Origin of the sequence: Streptomyces hyaluromycini (assembly GCF_002217755.1) — a bacterium.
Lineage (GTDB): Bacteria > Actinomycetota > Actinomycetes > Streptomycetales > Streptomycetaceae > Streptomyces > Streptomyces hyaluromycini.
This window is the reverse complement of sequence record NZ_BCFL01000025.1, coordinates 38902-54883: the sequence shown is the minus strand read 5'-3', so window position 1 is coordinate 54883 and position 15982 is coordinate 38902. Positions and strand designations below refer to the sequence as shown.

Annotated in this window: 15 protein-coding genes; 5 read left to right on the top strand and 10 right to left on the bottom strand. The window is 72.6% G+C overall.

What is annotated here, in order from left to right; translation table 11 throughout:
• Positions 1 to 54: 54 nt before the first annotated feature.
• Complete coding sequence (locus SSP29_RS32840) at positions 55 to 834, bottom strand: response regulator transcription factor (protein ID WP_089104510.1); 780 nt, start codon at positions 832 to 834, stop codon at positions 55 to 57.
• 726 nt (positions 835 to 1560) lie between these two features.
• Complete coding sequence (locus tag SSP29_RS32835) at positions 1561 to 2904, bottom strand: hypothetical protein (RefSeq protein ID WP_089104509.1); 1344 nt, start codon at positions 2902 to 2904, stop codon at positions 1561 to 1563.
• A 113-nt stretch (positions 2905 to 3017) separates the two neighbouring features.
• On the opposite strand from SSP29_RS32835, the gene SSP29_RS32830 reads away from it, so the two are divergent.
• Entirely contained in the window at positions 3018 to 4256 is a 1239-nt protein-coding gene (locus SSP29_RS32830) for a molybdopterin-dependent oxidoreductase (protein WP_089104508.1), read from the top strand.
• 352 nt (positions 4257 to 4608) lie between these two features.
• Here SSP29_RS32830 and SSP29_RS32820 read toward each other — a convergent pair whose 3' ends face one another.
• From SSP29_RS32820 to SSP29_RS32810, 3 genes are all read right to left on the bottom strand, one after another.
• Positions 4609 to 5352 (bottom strand): class I SAM-dependent methyltransferase, encoded by a 744-nt coding sequence (locus SSP29_RS32820; protein ID WP_089104506.1) that lies wholly within the window; start codon positions 5350 to 5352, stop codon positions 4609 to 4611.
• Positions 5349 to 5975, bottom strand: a complete 627-nt coding sequence (locus SSP29_RS32815; RefSeq protein ID WP_089104505.1) for a TIGR04282 family arsenosugar biosynthesis glycosyltransferase — start codon at positions 5973 to 5975, stop codon at positions 5349 to 5351. Before SSP29_RS32815 ends, SSP29_RS32820 begins: the two co-directional genes overlap by 4 nt.
• A 176-nt stretch (positions 5976 to 6151) precedes the next feature.
• Positions 6152 to 6898, bottom strand: a complete 747-nt coding sequence (locus SSP29_RS32810) for a glycosyltransferase family 2 protein (protein WP_089104504.1) — start codon at positions 6896 to 6898, stop codon at positions 6152 to 6154.
• A 169-nt stretch (positions 6899 to 7067) separates the two neighbouring features.
• Between SSP29_RS32810 and SSP29_RS32805 the strand changes: the two genes are divergently transcribed.
• Together SSP29_RS32805 and SSP29_RS32800 are read left to right on the top strand one after the other, a co-directional pair.
• Complete coding sequence (locus tag SSP29_RS32805; protein ID WP_089104503.1) at positions 7068 to 7832, top strand: response regulator transcription factor; 765 nt, start codon at positions 7068 to 7070, stop codon at positions 7830 to 7832.
• Between the two features lies 1 nt (position 7833).
• Entirely contained in the window at positions 7834 to 8946 is a 1113-nt protein-coding gene (locus SSP29_RS32800) for a sensor histidine kinase (protein WP_089104502.1), read from the top strand.
• A 325-nt stretch (positions 8947 to 9271) separates the two neighbouring features.
• Here SSP29_RS32800 and SSP29_RS32795 read toward each other — a convergent pair whose 3' ends face one another.
• Complete coding sequence (locus SSP29_RS32795; protein WP_089104501.1) at positions 9272 to 10261, bottom strand: NAD-dependent epimerase/dehydratase family protein; 990 nt, start codon at positions 10259 to 10261, stop codon at positions 9272 to 9274.
• Positions 10262 to 10354: 93 nt separating this feature from the next.
• Complete coding sequence (locus SSP29_RS32790) at positions 10355 to 10942, bottom strand: hypothetical protein (protein WP_145968976.1); 588 nt, start codon at positions 10940 to 10942, stop codon at positions 10355 to 10357.
• A 199-nt stretch (positions 10943 to 11141) separates the two neighbouring features.
• Between SSP29_RS32790 and SSP29_RS32785 the strand changes: the two genes are divergently transcribed.
• Positions 11142 to 12332, top strand: coding sequence for an acyltransferase family protein (locus SSP29_RS32785; protein WP_245883344.1), 1191 nt, complete (start codon positions 11142 to 11144; stop codon positions 12330 to 12332).
• Here the strand turns inward: SSP29_RS32785 and SSP29_RS32780 are convergent.
• Positions 12322 to 12876 carry a hypothetical protein gene (locus SSP29_RS32780; RefSeq protein WP_089104499.1) on the bottom strand — a complete coding sequence of 185 codons (555 nt, stop codon included), beginning with the start codon at positions 12874 to 12876 and terminating at the stop codon, positions 12322 to 12324. The two genes, SSP29_RS32785 and SSP29_RS32780, sit on opposite strands and share 11 nt — an antisense overlap.
• Before the next feature lie 403 nt (positions 12877 to 13279).
• Here SSP29_RS32780 and SSP29_RS32775 point away from each other — a divergent pair, with 403 nt between their 5' ends.
• Positions 13280 to 14770: a subtype B tannase gene (locus SSP29_RS32775; RefSeq protein WP_150135361.1), complete on the top strand. Its 1491-nt coding sequence runs from the start codon at positions 13280 to 13282 to the stop codon at positions 14768 to 14770.
• 203 nt (positions 14771 to 14973) lie between these two features.
• Here SSP29_RS32775 and SSP29_RS32770 read toward each other — a convergent pair whose 3' ends face one another.
• Both SSP29_RS32770 and SSP29_RS58725 read right to left on the bottom strand, forming a co-directional pair.
• A complete protein-coding gene (locus SSP29_RS32770; RefSeq protein ID WP_089104498.1) occupies positions 14974 to 15669 on the bottom strand; it encodes a phosphatase PAP2 family protein in 696 nt (231 codons plus the stop codon).
• On the bottom strand, positions 15666 to 15821 hold the full coding sequence (locus SSP29_RS58725) for a hypothetical protein (protein WP_167450051.1): 156 nt from the start codon (positions 15819 to 15821) through the stop codon (positions 15666 to 15668). The genes SSP29_RS32770 and SSP29_RS58725 overlap by 4 nt, the downstream gene beginning before the upstream one ends.
• Between the last annotated feature and the right edge of the window lie 161 nt (positions 15822 to 15982).

Genomic DNA, 15982 nt, shown 5'->3' with positions numbered 1-15982 from the left:
GGCCGGGCAGCGGGCGGTGCCACGCGGGTCGTGCGCGGTACCGGCGGGCGGGGGTCATATCTGGCCGCTCCGGATCGCGTAGGCCACCGCGTGGGCGCGGTTGCGCAGCCGGTGCCGCTTGATCATTCCGTAGAGCACGTTCTTGATGGTCCGTTCCGAGTAGCCGAGCTTGTCTCCGATGTGCTGCAACTCGTCACCCTCGGAGACCAGTTGCAGCACCTCCGCCTCCCGCTGGGTGAGCCCGCCGGGGGTGAGGCCGTGCGGGGCGAGCACCTCTTGGTGGGTCCTCGTCATCTGGTCCATCAGCTGGCCCTGCAACGCCGCCGGCAGGTCACCGTGACCGGCCCGCACCTCCTGCAGCGCCTCGCCGAACCGTTCCCAGGTGAACGCCGGGCGGAACAGCACCGCACGTACGCCCGCCTCCAGCGCGGCGTAGGGGTCGACCGACCACTCGCCGTCCACGATCACGACGAGCCTGGCGGCGCCCTCGGCCTCCTGGCTCAGGTGCGTGAGCGTGCGGGCGTCCGGGTCCTGCAGGGCCGCCACGACGATGTCGGCGGGTGCGTCCCGGCCGGTCAGCGTCAGACCGGGCTGCCGCCGGAGGTAACTCACCAGGGCGGACCGGGTGATCGGGTCGGCGGCGTGCACCGCCAGCCGGACCGTGTCGGCGGCGTCCGCGCCCTCGGACGGGGACCGGCCGTGGCCCTGGTCGCCCCCGAGACCGCCGGGGACCGGGTGCGGGCGCGCGGAGAGGGGGTTGAGTGCTCTCGGCTCCGTCCTGCCGGGGCCGGCCGGCGCGGCGGGTGGAGCACTGCGCGGGGTGGCGCCTGCCATCGGTCTCTCCTCTCCGGTGTCCGGTGCAGGGTTCGGCCGAACCCTGCACCGGGCCTTCTGCGTGTGGGGCACAGCCAGGCTCCGGCGGCGCACGCCGTTCAATTGCGGAACTTTCTCGATCGCCCGATTCTTCTCGACGATATCCGGGACTTGTCAAGCCTCCCCCGGTGTGACGTCCTTGCGTACGCAATAATTCCGCCAATTTAACCCGGAGGTCGCCCGGGTGGCGACAATTAACCGACTCGTTGCCCGCTCCGGTGGAACCGGACGCGCTGCCCCGGCGTCTGGATCGCCTCGCCGTCGACGTGAAACACCTGGTGACGTCCGTGACTTGACATGCGCAGTGAAGTGACTGAAGATTCATTCATGGTGCAGGGTGGAGGGGTGTGCGACCCGGCGGTAACTCCTCCATAAGCGGCGAGGGAGATTCCCCGGGCTGCAGCAGAGGGCGGAATAATGTCCCTCGCTGCCCGCCCGACGCATTAGTGAGCCGCTCGCCGGAATATCCGTCCGGTGTTTCGGCGGCGAATTCCGTCGGGACGCGGATTTCCGCCGGAACGCGCAGCACGCCGGGCGCGCTGCGTTCCTTTCCCGGCCGCCCGCACGGATGCCGTATCCAGGATGATCGCCGTCACGCCGGCAGTCGATGTGCCGGACCACAGAGTTGTCCCACCCTCGCAGTGGATCCCCACTGCCGGCGGGGCGTCGGCGGGGTCCTCCGGCGGGTCACCAGCCGGTGAACAGAAGATGGTTCAGCAGCAGCCCGAGCAGCGCCTGCGCCGTGAGCCAGGCACGCGGCCGGGGCAGGAACGCGCCGGCCGGCAGCAGCCACATCGCGAACGGCAGCCAGATGCGCTCGGTCTCCGCCTTGCTCATCCCGGACAGGTCGGCGATCAGCAGGGCCAGCAGGGCGGTGCCCGCGAGGAAGGCGAGACGCGCCTGCGGGGCAGGCGCGGTACGGCGGCGGACCAGCACGGCACCCGCCCGCCGCAGCCCGGCGACCGTGGCCGGACCCGTGATGACCACCGTGCAGGCCAGGTTGGCCCACACCCAGTAGCCGTACGGCCGGGTCCCGCCGACGCCCTGGTAGTAGCGGGTGACCAGCAGCCGGTACCCCTGCCACCAGTCGAACCCGGCGAACGTGAACACGAGCGGGACGACCGCGGCCCCGGCCACCAGCAGGGCGAGGACGGCCGGCCGGGCCCGGACCCGGCGCCGGCCGAGCACCAGCACGGCCGCCCCGATCAGCGCGAAGAGCGTCAGCCCGTACGAGAGGTAGCAGGTCAGCCCGTACAGCAGTCCCGCACCCGCCGCCCAGGCCACCGACCGGCCGGTCACCGCGAGCGCCAGCAGGGCCACCGCCCAGGCGGCGGCGGCCGCGAAGTACCCGTCGGCCGAGGCGCCCACCCACACCGCGGCCGGCGCCATGACCAGGAAGGGCGCGGCCCGCCGGGCGAGCCGCTCGTCGGCCAGGGCCCGCACCGCGACCAGCACCGCGACACAGGCCGTCGAACCGACGGTGATGCACCAGGCACCCGCCCAGCCCCCGCCGCGCAGCCCGATCCGGTCCAGGAGGACGAAGGTGAGGGTCGCCGCCGGCGGGTGTCCGGCGATGTGGGCGGGCCAGGGAGCCGGGGTGCCGCTGACGATGTGGTGGGTGAAGTCGCGCAGGGTCGCCGGGATGTCGTGGAAGCGGCCGATGACCGTGAGGTACTCGTTCGGGCTGGTGAGCCGGCCCGCCACGCCCCGCTGCCAGCCGTCCACCAGCGCCAGCGACCACGTCCAGGCCAGACAGGCACCCCAGGCCGCGCCGAGCAGCCCGCGCCAGGACAGCCGTACGGCGAGGTTCGGCCCGTACGCCACCACGGCCGCCGCGACCAGCACGGCGGCCGGGGTGCCCGGACCCACGTGCGGGTCCCAGTCGGCGAACAGCGGCGGCCAGTGCACGAACAGGGTGCGGTAGGTGTCTTGAATGTGCCGGCCGACCAGTACGGCCACGAGCACGAGCAGGGCGGCGCCGAGGACGGCGAGCAGATCGGCGTACCGATCACGGAGCGGGGCGCGGGTCACACCGGAACGCTAGGTCGGCGACCGCGCGAGAGTGTGGATCAAGCGGCTGACGTCAGACTTTCGTCATGGGTCGCGCACCCTTTCCGGGGGTTTCCCCGGCCTACGGTCGGACCATGCGACACGACGACCCACGGCTTCCCACCTCACCCGGCTTCTGGCGCAGCCCGCTGCGCGGCACCTGGTTCACCTCGGTGCTCGGCCTGGTGCTGCTCGTCGGCATCACCGTGCTCTTCGTGACGGGACTGGTCTCGTACGCCGCGTACAACCCGGACCTGGCCCCGGTCAACGACCAGACCCCGGACAAGGGCATCCTCGGCTTCTACCTCTTCTCCTGGCCGACGAACCCGTCCTGGCTCTACCGGCTCACCCAGGGCCTGCACGTCACCCTCGGGATCGTCCTGATCCCGGTGCTGCTCGCCAAGCTGTGGTCGGTGGTGCCCAAGCTGTTCACGCTGCCCCCGGCCCGCTCGCTCGCCCACGCCCTGGAGCGGATCTCGCTGCTGTTGCTGGTCGGCGGCGGCCTCTTCGAGTTCACCACCGGTGTCCTCAACGTCCAGCTCGACTACGTCTTCCCCGGCTCCTTCTACCCCCTGCACTTCTACGGCGCCTGGGTGTTCTTCGCCGCGTTCCTCGCGCATGCCGCCCTGAAGACCCCGACGGCGCTCCGGGCCGTTCGCGGGCGGCGCCTGGACGAAGGGGAGTCGGCGGCGCCCCGGCCGGACCCGCCCACCGTCTCGCGGCGCGGGGCGCTGTGGTTCGTGGGCGGCGCGTCCCTGCTGCTGCTCGTCACGACGGCCGGGCAGAGCATCGGGGGCGTGCTGCGGCGCACCGCCCTGCTCGCTCCGCACGGCGGAGCCGACCCCGGCAGCGGGCCGAACGGCTTCCAGATCAACAAGACGGCCGCGTACGCCGGGATCGACACGAAGGAGACCGGGGAGGAGGCGTGGCGGCTCGTCGTCACGGGCCGGGGCGGGAGAACGGTCCGCCTCAGCCGCACCCAGCTCCTCCGACTGCCCCAGCACAGCGCCGCGTTGCCCATCGCCTGCGTCGAGGGCTGGTCGACCGCCGACCAGTGGTGGCGCGGGGTGCGGCTGCGTGACCTCGCCGCGCTCGTCGGCTACGAAGGCGACCCGCCGGACGTGCTCGTCGAGTCGATCCAGCGGCACGGCGCCTTCCGCCGCGCGGCCCTGCGCGCCAACCAGGTCGCCGACCCGCGCTCCCTGCTCGCCCTCCAGGTGAACGGCGAGGACCTGTCCCCCGACCACGGCTACCCGGCGCGCGTGATCGTGCCCGCCGCACCCGGTGTCCTCAACACCAAGTGGGTGGCCCGGATGACCTTCGGAGACCTGTGATGCGCCCGAGTCTGCGCCCGGCAGTCGGTAGTCCTTTCCAGATCCTCATCCTGGCCTGTTCGTTCGCGCTCGCCGCCTACGCCGGCGTACGGCTGCTGTCCGGCGACTGGCTCGGCGTGGCGCTGTGGGTGGTCGGGGCGGCGCTGCTGCACGACCTCGTCCTGCTGCCGCTGTACGCGCTGGCCGACCGGGCGGTGGCACGGGGCCTTGGCGCCGCCGGCCGCCGGGTGGGGGCACCGCCCACGCCCTCAAGGCAGTGGGGGAGGACGATGTACGTCCGGGTCCCGGCCGCCCTCTCCGCGCTGCTCCTCCTCGTGTGGTTCCCGCTGATCAGCGGGACGGTGGCCGGGCACTACCGGTCGGCCACCGGCCAGTCCGCGGACGGCTTCCTGGCCCGCTGGCTGCTGATCACCGCCGTGCTCTTCGGCGGCTCGGCGCTGCTGCTGGCGCGCCGGCTGCGCAGGGCGACGAAGCGGCGGCCGCCGGCCACCCACTGAGCCTCCTGCTCCCAGCCCCGCGCGTACCGGAGCAGGGCCGGGGTGCCGAGCCGCGCCCAGAGGAAGGGGGCGCCGACCGCCTCCTGGGCGTCGGTGAGGTGGACGTCGACGCGTTCGTCGACGTCCGCCTCGGTCGTCTCGGCGATCAACAGCCCACCGGGAGCGAGGAGTCGGGCCACCCGGCCGAGCAGGGCGTGCGGGTCGCCGCCGATGCCGACGTTGCCGTCCATGAGCAGGACGGTGCCCCAGCGGCTCTCGCCGGGCAGCGGCTCGAAGACCGAGCGGCGCAGGGCCTGGCCGCCGAGCCGCACGGTGTGGTCGACGGCGGCCGCGCTGACGTCGATGCCGAGGACGGTACGGCCCCGGGCGGCGAGTTCGGCGACCAGCCGCCCGGGGCCGCAGCCGACGTCCAGGACCGGGCCCTCGCAGCGGTCGAGGACCGCCCGGTCGACCGGGTCGGCCCGCGCGCACCAGCGCTCGACGTCCAGGGGCAGCAGCCAGCCGTCGGTGCGGCGCAGGAACAGCGGGCCGTGCCCGGCGTGCAGGGCGGCGGCGTAGGGGTCGGGGCCGGTCCAGGGGACGGCCGGCGAGGTGGTCATCGGCGGCCCGTTCCGCTGTGTGCCGTGCACCTGGCCAGCAGCGCGGCGAAACGGCCGTGCGGGACGAGGGCGGCGACGGCGGCCGCGTCGGCCGCGGTGTCCACGTCCCGCAGCCGGGGCAGGTCACGCACGCGCAGCCCGGCGGCGACCAGGCGCCGCCGCTGGACGGCGCCGGTCTCCGGCACGGACATCGGCACCCCGAGCAGCAGGGCCGGGTCCGGGTCGGCCAGCCCCAGCGCCCAGAACCCGCCGTCCTCGGCGGCACCGAAGTACGCGTCGCACTCCGCGAAGTCCACGGTGAGCAGGGCCGGGGTGACCTGGGGGGTGTCCATGCCGATGAGGAGGGCGGGGCCGGAGCAGTGGGCGAAGGCGTCGGCGAGACGCTCGTCCAGTCCGCCGGCGCACTGCGGCACGACGTCGAAGCCGGGCGGCAGCCAGGGGCCGGGGGTTCCGTCGAGGGCGAGAACGCGGCGGGTGGCGGGGGTCCTGGCCACCACGTCCAGGGTGTCGGCGAGCGAGGCCTCGGCGAGAGCGGCGGCCTGCGCGGGGGAGAAGGGCGGGGTGAGCCGGGTCTTGACCCTGCCGGGGCGGGGTTCCTTGGCGATGACGAGGAGGGTGGTCATGGGGGGTTCCTTGGGGGGTCCGGGGTGGGGGCGGGGGGTGGGGACGCTCACCGGCGCCGGCCGGGTGCCGCTGCGCCCACCCGTGCCGCCTGGGGGTCCCCCCAGGCCTTTAGGGCTCTGGGGGAGGCACGCCTGCCCGCAGCTATGTATGGAGGAGGCGGTTGGACAGCGCCCCGTCAGGGGCGCGGGGAACTGCGCGACCAGCCCCCACCTGCCTGCACCCGAGGTGACTCGTGCAGCACCTTGCTCATGTCCCGCACCGCCTGCCACGTGCCGCGCCAGGTACCCGTCACCTTGGACTTACCGGTACGCGGCCGGTACGGCACCTCGCGCTCGGCGATCCGCCACCCCGCGTCCGCCGCCCGCACCACCATCTGCAGCGGATACCCACTGCGCCGGTCGTCCAGGTCCAGCGCGAGCAGCCCCTCGCGGCGAGCGGCCCGCAGCGGACCGAGGTCGTGCAGCCGCAGCCCCGTACGGCGCCGCAGCATCCGCGCCAGCGCCAGATTCCCCGCGCGGGCATGCGCGGGCCACGCGCCCCGCCCCTGCGGACGCCGCCGGCCCAGCACCAAGTCCGCCTCGCCGTCCAGGACTTCCCGTACGAACGGCACGAGGAGTCCCGGGTCCAGCGAGGCGTCGCAGTCGCAGAAGCAGACGATGCCGGCGGTCGCGGCGGTCAGCCCCGCATGGCACGCCGCGCCGAAGCCGCGCCGCGCCTCGTGGACGACGGTCGCACCGTGCGCCCGGGCGATGTCCGCCGAGCCGTCGGTGGAGCCGTTGTCCACCACGAGGGCCCGCCAGCCCGCCGGGATCCGGCCGAGCACCCAGGGCAGGGCTGCCGCCTCGTTCAGGCAGGGGAGGACGACGTCCACGTCCGTCGCCGGGAAAGTCGCCGGGAAACGGGAAGAAGGTGAGGTGGTCACGGCTTCACCCTACGAACGTGAACCGGGCATATCGGGCCCCGGCTGCTTACGAAACGCGGACGTCGGCGCCGGGCCCCCGCCTCCCGTGGTTCTTACGAAACGCGAACGTCGCACTCCGGGCCCACCCTCGGCCGCGACACCCGCGACGGCCCGGTGCGAGGGTGGAGGCATGCAGCAGCCGTACGAGCTCACCGAGGCCGAGGCCACCGCCGGCGGTGCCCGGGTCCTGGTCGTGGACGACGATCCGACCGTCGCCGAGATCGTCGCCGGGTACCTGGACCGCGCCGGGTACCTGGTCGACCACGCCGGCGACGGCCCCACCGCCCTGACCCGCGCCGCCGCGCACTGGCCTGACCTGGTCGTGCTCGACCTGATGCTGCCCGGCATGGACGGCCTGGAGGTCTGCCGGCGGCTGCGCGGCCACGCCCCCGTCCCGGTCATCATGCTCACCGCACGCGGCGACGAGGACGACCGGATCCTCGGCCTGGAGGTCGGCGCCGACGACTACGTCACCAAGCCCTTCAGCCCCCGGGAGCTGGTCCTGCGGGTGGAGTCGGTGCTGCGCCGCAGCCGCCCCGCCCCCGCCGACCGGTCCTTCTCCTCCGCAGGGCTCACCCTCGACCCCGGCGCCCGCCGCGCCACCAAGGACGGCACCGAACTCGCCCTCACCCTGCGCGAGTTCGACCTCCTCGCCTTCTTCCTGCGGCACCCGGGGCGGGCGTACAGCAGGGAGGACCTGATGCGCGCGGTGTGGGGCTGGGACTTCGGCGACCTGTCCACCGTCACGGTCCATGTCCGCCGGCTGCGCGCCAAGGTCGAGGACGACCCGGCCCGGCCGCGGCTGATCCAGACGGTGTGGGGCGTCGGCTACCGCTTCGAGCCGAGCGGGCAGGACGGACAGGACGGGCAGAGCGGACCGGAAGGAGCGGCCTGACATGCGCGACACCCTCCTCATCGCCCTGTACGCCTTCGCCGGCGCCGCCGGCACCGGACTGCTCGGAGCGGCCGCGCTGCGCCTGCTGCGGCGCCGCTCGCTGACCGCGTCCCTCACCGTGGTCGCCACCGTCGGCGTGGTCGCGATGCTCGCCGGCACCCTGGCCGTCGCCTGGGCGATGTTCCTCTCCTCGCACGACCTGTCGGTGGTGACGACGGTCGTCGCGATGGCGGCCGTGGTGTCCCTCGCGACCGCGCTGATACTGGGCCGCTGGGTGGTCGCCCGCAGCCGTGAACTCGTCCTCGCGGCACGCTCGTTCGGCGAGGACGGCGACTTCGCCGCGCCCCTGGTCCCGGCCACCGCCGAACTGGCCGAGGTGAGCCGCGAGCTGGCCGCGACCAGTGCGAAGCTCGCCGAGTCCCGGGAGCGGGAACGTGCGCTGGAGACCTCGCGCCGGGAGCTCGTCGCCTGGATCTCGCACGACCTGCGCACCCCGCTGGCCGGTCTGCGCGCCATGTCGGAGGCCCTGGAGGACGGCGTCGCCACCGACCCCGGCCGCTACCACAAGCAGATCCGCACCGAGGTCGAGCGCCTCAACGACATGGTCGGTGACCTCTTCGAACTCTCTCGTATCCACGCCGGCGCGCTGGCGCTGAGCCCCAGCCGGATGTCCCTGTACGACCTCGTCGGCGACGCCCTCGCGGGCGCCGACCCGCTGGCCCGCGAGCACGGCGTACGGCTGGTCGGCGACCGGGTGGAGCCGGTGCCGGTCGAGGTGGACGGCAAGGAGATGAGCCGGGTGCTGGGCAACCTGCTGGTGAACGCCATCCGCCGGACGCCTCCCGACGGCACGGTCGCGGTCGCCGCCGAGCGGTCGGCCGAGGGCGCCGTCGTCCTGTCCGTCACGGACGGCTGCGGCGGCATCCCCGAGGAGGACCTGCCCCGCGTCTTCGACACCGGCTGGCGCGGCAGCCACGCCCGGACGCCGCCGGCCGGAGCCGGGCTCGGCCTCGCCATCGTGCGCGGGATCGTCGAGGCCCACCAGGGCCGGGCCACCGTGCACAACATCCCCGGCGGCTGCCGCTTCGAGGTCACGCTGCCGACGGTGCCGTGAGCGCTGCTCGCGTTGCTGAGGGTGCCGTGAGCGCTGCTCGCGTTGCTGAGGGTGCCGTGACCGCTGCTCGCGTTGCTGAGGGTGCCGTGACCGCTGCTCGCGTTGCTGAGGGTGCCGTGACCGCTGCTCGCGCTGCTGACGGTGCCGTGACCGCTGCTCGCGCTGCTGACGGCGCCGTAACCGCCCGTCGCGCCGGCGACAGCGCCGTGATGCCCGTCGCGTTGCCGACGGCGCCGCAACCGTCGCGCGCGTTGCCGCCGGCACCGTAACCGCGGCGCGCGCTGCCGGCGGCGCCGAAAGGACACGCCGTCGGCAGCGTCGCCTCTCACTCCGCGCGCGCGAACTCCCGCATCCCCTCCGCGAACCCGACCTCGGGCTTCCAGCCCAGTTCGGCCCGCAGCCGCGAGGAGTCGGCCGTGATGTGCCGTACATCGCCCAGCCGGTACTCCCCGGTGACCACCGGCAGCGGCCCGCCGTGCGCCTCGGCCAGTGCGCGGGCCATCTCGCCGACGGTGTGCGGCTCGCCGCTTCCGGTGTTGTACGCGGCCAGCACACCCGGGGCCGGCCGCGCCTCCAGCGCCACCGCGTTGGCGGCGGCCACGTCCCGGACGTGCACGAAGTCCCGGCGCTGCCGCCCGTCCTCGTACACCCGGGGCGCCTCGCCCCGGGCGAGCGCGGAACGGAAGAAGGAGGCGACGCCCGCGTAGGGGGTGTCACGGGGCATCCGGGGCCCGTACACGTTGTGGTAGCGCAGCGACACCGCCGACCCGCCCGTCGACCGGGCCCAGGCGGCGGCCAGATGTTCCTGGGCCAGCTTGGTCGTGGCGTACACGTTGCGCGGATCGACGGGCGCGTCCTCACCGACCAGCCCGGGCGTCAACTCGGCACCGCACTCGGGGCAGTTCGGCTCGAACCGCCCCGCGTCCAGATCGGCGACCGCGCGCGGCCCTGGCCGTACGACGCCGTGGCGCGGGCACTCGTACCGCCCCTCCCCGTACACGACCATCGACCCGGCCAGCACGAGGTGCCGTACCCCCGCCTCGGCCATCGCGGAGAGCAGTACGGCCGTACCGAGGTCGTTGCGCGAGACGTACTCCGCCGCGTCGCCGAACCCGACGCCGAGGCCGACCATCGCGGCCTGGTGGCAGACCGCGTCCATGCCCGCCAGCGCCCGCCCCACCGCCACCGGGCTGCGCACGTCGGCGCCCGGATCGTCCCGCACGTCGAACACGACCGCCTCGTGCCCGCGCGCCGCCAGCGCCTCGACGACATGGGACCCGATGAACCCGGCACCGCCGGTGACCAGTACACGCATACGGCCACGCTAGGCGCGCGCGGCCCCCGGACCACGCGCCCACGCCCGCACGTCACGACTCCGTAAGGCGGCCCGCCGTACGCACGCGCCCGCTCACTTCATGTCGAGCGCGTACTCGCAGTGCGCCTCCTGGGTGTACCGGTTGCCGCCCTGCGTGTAGTTCACGCGGCAGCCGCTGAGGTGCTCCCTGATACGCCCGACGATCCTGACCCTGACCATGGCGTAGTAGTCGCCGCTGTCGGCGTGGCCGCGTACCACGATGGGTCTGCCGGCGTAGTCCGGCATCGTCGTCATGTCCCGGGAGCCCGGGACGTTCTTGTCCCCCTCCATGCTGCCCAGGATGTATCCGTTCGTGTCCTTCGCGGAGTAGACCGGGTACCCCTCGACCCGCGCCCCGGGCGGAACGTGGTCCAGCCGCACCGAGGTGATCCGGACCGTCATGCTCGAGTTGTTGACGAACAGCGGGAAGGCGAATCTCCAGACCATTCCGACCTTGGCGTGCGGATACCCCAGAATCCCGAACGCGGGCGGACCCGCCGCCGTGAGGGCGTCCCCGGTCGCGGGCGGCGTGCTCATCGATGCCGTCGCGGCCGTCGAGCTCGTGCCGAAGCCGAGCACGGCGGCGACGGCAGCCACTGCCAGCAGGCTGTTGCCGCGCGTGAAGCGCACCGGTCGTGCCATGGATCAGTCCCCCCGCTCCCCAGTCGGAGGATCGTAAGGATCACTTACTCAAACAATCAACGATTTTCGGTTCAAGAGGACACCAAGCCCTGCGACTCGTCATCATGCGGACTCGCCTGTTGAACGGCCCGGCCGGGGGTCACGTACCTGTCGCTGTGGGCGGCGCCGGGCTGCCCGGAGGAAGGGCTGAACGATTTCAGTGGATGCGAGCCGCCCGGCCGGAGGCACTCTCGACCTGGCCGCCCCCGTGCGGCAGGGGGAGAACGGGAACGGCGACGGGGCGCAGGTCCGTCGGCAGGTGCAGGGCCTGGACGGTCTCCGCGGCCTGGCGGCACTGTATGTGGTCCTGTTCCACTGCTGGCTGTACACCTTCCCGGGCTACCCCCGCAGTTCGGCACCCCCATGGCTGGGCGGGCTGATGTTCGGGCGCCTGGCCGTCGTCTTCTTCCTGGTGCTGTCCGGGTTCTCCCTGGCGATCTCCCCGGCCCGGCACGGCTGGCGGTCGGCCGGTGTCGGCGAGTTCCTGCGCCGGCGCGCCTGGCGCATCCTTCCCCCGTACTGGGCGGCACTGGCCCTGAGCCTGGTGATTTCGTGGTTCGTGGTGCCGGCCTCGCACTTCGGGCCGCCCACCGGCGCGACGGTCGCGGTGTACGGCCTCGTCGCCCAGGACATGGTCACCGCCCCGACGCCGAACGGTGCGTTCTGGTCGATAGGGGTGGAGGCCGAGCTCTATCTCCTCTTTCCGCTCCTCCTGTTCGTCCGCCGGCGCTGGGGCGCCGTGATCCTGGCCGCGTGCGTGACGCTCCCGGTGATCGCCGGTGGTCTGACGGCGCCCGGCGCGAACCCCGTGGAGGGTGACAACTGGCTCGCTCCCCACCTCGCTCCGGTGTTCGCCGCGGGCGTGCTGGGCGCGGGAGTCGTCGCCGCCGGGGACCGGGTGCGACGCCTGCCGTGGGGATGGTTCGCCGTCCTGGCGGCCCTGCCGGTCCTGGCCGTCGGTGCCCTCCGGGGTTCCGTCTGGACGGTGAACCACTACTTCTGGATCGACCTGGCCATCGCCCCCGCCATGACGATGCTGCTGGCCGCCGTCGCCACCGGAAAACCCGCCGTCCTCGTACGGCTCCTGACGGCACGCCCCGTCCACGGCCTCGGCGGTTTCTCCTACAGCCTCTACCTGATCCATCTTCCGATCGTCATGACCGTGATCCGCCGAATCGCCCCGCATTTCGTGTCGCCGGGGCTTTCCACGTTCTGGTTCACGCTGGCGGTGGCTCTGCCGGTTTCGATACTCGCGGCGTGGACTTTCTCCAGGCTCTTCGAAATCCCATTCAAAAAGAACAGGTCCTGGAAATCGATTCTCGCGGCTCGTTCTGTGGGTGTCAGCCCGTGACGCTGGACTTCTGGCCGGAGGGAGTGACCGCGTACCACTCCTGGTCCTTCCCCTGGCCGTTCGTCTGCCCGGCCGCCGTGTCGCCCACGTACCGGTAGAGCGGCCAGCCGGCGAGGGTGAGCTGTGTCTCGCCGTTCCGGTGGACCGTGCCGAGGAGGCTCTTCTCCACCCCTGAGGTCTGCACGGACTCCGGCACGATCACGGGCAGCCAGGTCTTGGTGCACGCGCCGGAGCACGTCCACTTGGAGGGATTCGGCTCGTCCTTGTCGTAGCGGTAGAGGGTCAGCCCGTTCTCGTCGGTGACGATGCTGCCCAGGCCCTGGGCCGCCCTGGTCAACACGGCGGCGGTGGTGGCCGTCTGTCCGTTCGCGGGGCTGCTGACGGCGGCCGGCGCCGAGGTGGCCGGGGTCGGGGCCGCCGACGTGGCCGGCGCCACCGGGGCGGTGCCGGCGGTGTCGCTGCCGTTCGAGGAGCTGCACGCCACCAGCAGGAAAGCGGAGGCGAGCCCTGCGGCGAGGCTCGGACCGATGCGTCGCGGGATCAAGGAACTGCCCTTCGTCGGAGTCGCGTCTACCTGCTCCCTGAGTACGTCGGCCGGCTCTCGCCCGCTCAGCTCCCGAGATCATGTGACGCACTCTTGACCATCGCGCGCGGGGTGCGGCCGAACCCCGGACGGCCGCCGCGGCCGCCGCGGCCGGAATGCGCTCGTGATTTTCAGGAATCTCAGGCTGCAGAGCGGTCTCTATGGATTGACCGTGGAATCGCTGGAATTGTTGACGATATTGTTACCGCTGAATTACGTTCGCTGCCGAGATCGAGACAAGCGCCCCGTGAAGCAGTTTCAGAACTCTCCGGACACCCGCACTGGCTCTCCCATCGGCGAAGAAATCCCGTCATGCCGTCGCCCGCGGTTCGGAAACTGCTGCGCCTCGCGAAGGAGACACGAAATGACGCACAAGATGAACCGCAGGGCCCTGATCAAGGGAATTGCCGCGGCCGCCGTCGCCGTACCGGTGGCGGGAATCGCCGGCGGCACGAACGCGCTGGCGGCGACCGCGTCGTCCGGCGCGACCGCGTCCGGCTCCCTGGCCTTCGACCCCGACGCGTACACCGAGATCACGACGACGATCTCCACCGACGACGGCGACAAGGAGGTCACCTACCACTTCTGGTCGGCCATCACCTACGTCACCGACCCGGTGGACGAGACCTACCAGAGCCTGACCGTCAGCGTCCCGGTGTCGATCGACGGCACCGCCGTGGACGCCACCGACGCCCCGATCCTCGTCTCCAACTCGATCGGCGGCTACCTCCCCTCCTCGGTGTCGACCAACACGGGCGTGAGCAGCAGCCGGGCGCAACTGGCGATCGCGGCCGGGTACGTCGCGGTGGAGCCGGGCGCGCGCGGCCGGACCCTGGTGGACTCCAGCGGTGACTACTACGGCACCGCGCCGGCGGCGATCGTGGACCTCAAGGCCGCGATCCGGTACGTGCGGTACAACGCGGGCACCGTCCCGGGCGACACCGACAAGATCGTCACGGCCGGGACCAGCGCCGGCGGCGCCCTGTCGGCCCTGCTGGGAGCCTCCGGCGGCAGCTCGCTGTACGACGACTACCTCAGCGCGCTCGGCGCGGCCGACGCCGACGACGTCGTCTACGCCACCGGCGCCTGGTGCCCCATCACCGACCTGGAGAACGCCGACGGCGCCTACGAGTGGAACTGGGGCACCAACACGCTCAGCAGCGGCGAGGAGGTGGACCAGGACGTCTCCGCGGACCTGACAGCCCTGTTCGAGACCTACCAGTCCGGGCTCGGCCTGACGGCGGACGACTACGGCACCATCACGGCGGACAACCTCGACGACTACCTGCTGGCGACCTACCTGGAGCCGGCCGCGACCAGCTACCTGGCGGACCTGTCGGACGACGATCGGACCACCTACCTGTCCTCCAACACCTTCATCACCTGGGACGGCTCCTCGGCCACGTTCTCCTGGTCCGACTACCTCGACCACGTCGGATCCCGCGGCAAGGACGCCCCGGCCTTCGACGCCTTCGACCTGTCGGCGGGCGAGAACAACGAGTTCGGCGTCGACACCACCGAGGCCCGGCACTTCACCGACTACAGCCTGGCCAACGACACCAGCGGCACCGGCGGCACGTCACTGGACAGCGACATCCCCGGCAAGCTCGACATGATGAACCCGATGTACTTCATCGGCGAGTCCAACGACGACCGGGCCAAGTACTGGTGGATCCGCACCGGCACCAAGGACACCGACACCGCGCTGACGATCGTCGGCAACCTCGCCCTGAGCCTGGAGAACCTCGGGGACGACGTCAACGCCCTCATGTACTGGGACGCCGCCCACGGCGCCGACGAGGACCCGGGCGACTTCATCACGTGGATCGGCGACGTGACCGGCTACACCGGCTGACGCCGGTCGCGGCCGGGCGGTCCCCGCCGGCTCGCAACGCCACCGGGCGGGAGGCGCCGCACGCGCCTCCCGCCCTGACCGTGTCCGCGGTCACCCGTCGCACCGGATACCGATGCAGCGGATTCACCACCGCGTGTGCCGGCCGCTCGAAGCGAGCCTGCCGCTCCCGGAGCATCTGATGTTCCGCTGTGCCATGCGGATCCCTACCACCTCGTGATGTCACGCCCCGCCGACGGAACGGCCTCGCGGCCGTCGTCCCGCGCGGCCGTGCCCGTCCTTGTCGCGGTGTCGGTGCCGCCGGGACCCAGCAGCGGCCGCAGACGGGTCGCGGTCAGCCGCCCGGCCAGGGTGTCCGCGTGCCTGCGCAGTGCCCGCATGACGAGCAGGACGATGAGGGCGCCCACCGCGATCCCCGCCAGCACGTCGTGGGGGTAGTGCACGCCGACCCAGATCCGTGCGGCCGCCATCGCGGCGGCGGCCACGGCGGCCACGATGCCGAGCCGACGGGAGACGAACAGCAGGGCGACGGCCGCCGCGGCGGCGATGGCCGCGTGGTTGCTGGGGAAGGACCAGTCGCCGGGCGCCGGACACGCCTCCAGCGTGGTCACGCGCAGGCTCTGGCACGGCCGGTCCTCGCGCACGAGGAGCTTCAGCACCGCGTCCACCCCGAACGCCGCGAGGACGGCGAACGGCACGGCGAGCGCCGTCACCGACGCGCCGGCGCTGTCCCGCCGGGCACGCCACCAGCCGACGGCCATGAGCACCGCGAAAAAGGCCAGCCCGTACGTCGACCACGCCGACACCGTGTCGTTGAGCCATGCGGGAGCATGCCGGGCGAGGTTCACCACATCGGTGTAGGCGGGACCGTCGAGCGACGAACCGTCGAGCGCGAGGATCATCCGCGGGCCTCCTTCGCCATCGCCGCCCGGCGCGTGCGGTACACCGCGGTGACGTGCGGGATCGGCGAGAGGCCGGCGATCACGGCAGCCGTCGTTCGCGGATACCGGTCGGGATTCGGCAGCTGCGACGACAGGTGCACGGCCGTGGTCATCGTCGGGATCTCCTTCGTGACTACAGTTCTGTAGACGGTCTACTTCACTGTAGACGAAGGTATGGCGGGTAGTGTTCCGTGTCCTGCGCAAGGGTATGCGGGCGGCTGCCCGGTGAATTCAGGACTACTTGTGGTGTCGCCCGCCGCGGGTGCCGCCCGAC

Bases quoted from the DNA above. Each gene is read 5' to 3' on its own strand.
- SSP29_RS32840 (WP_089104510.1), bottom strand. From the start codon at position 834: ATGGCAGGCGCCACCCCGCGCAGTGCTCCACCCGCCGCGCCGGCCGGC.
- SSP29_RS32830 (WP_089104508.1), top strand. From the start codon at position 3,018: ATGCGACACGACGACCCACGGCTTCCCACCTCACCCGGCTTCTGGCGC.
- SSP29_RS32820 (WP_089104506.1), bottom strand. From the start codon at position 5,352: ATGACCACCTCGCCGGCCGTCCCCTGGACCGGCCCCGACCCCTACGCC.
- SSP29_RS32815 (WP_089104505.1), bottom strand. From the start codon at position 5,975: ATGACCACCCTCCTCGTCATCGCCAAGGAACCCCGCCCCGGCAGGGTC.
- SSP29_RS32805 (WP_089104503.1), top strand. From the start codon at position 7,068: ATGCAGCAGCCGTACGAGCTCACCGAGGCCGAGGCCACCGCCGGCGGT.
- SSP29_RS32800 (WP_089104502.1), top strand. From the start codon at position 7,834: ATGCGCGACACCCTCCTCATCGCCCTGTACGCCTTCGCCGGCGCCGCC.
- SSP29_RS32795 (WP_089104501.1), bottom strand. From the start codon at position 10,261: ATGCGTGTACTGGTCACCGGCGGTGCCGGGTTCATCGGGTCCCATGTC.
- SSP29_RS32790 (WP_145968976.1), bottom strand. From the start codon at position 10,942: ATGGCACGACCGGTGCGCTTCACGCGCGGCAACAGCCTGCTGGCAGTG.
- SSP29_RS32775 (WP_150135361.1), top strand. From the start codon at position 13,280: ATGACGCACAAGATGAACCGCAGGGCCCTGATCAAGGGAATTGCCGCG.
- SSP29_RS32770 (WP_089104498.1), bottom strand. From the start codon at position 15,669: ATGATCCTCGCGCTCGACGGTTCGTCGCTCGACGGTCCCGCCTACACC.
- SSP29_RS58725 (WP_167450051.1), bottom strand. From the start codon at position 15,821: ATGACCACGGCCGTGCACCTGTCGTCGCAGCTGCCGAATCCCGACCGG.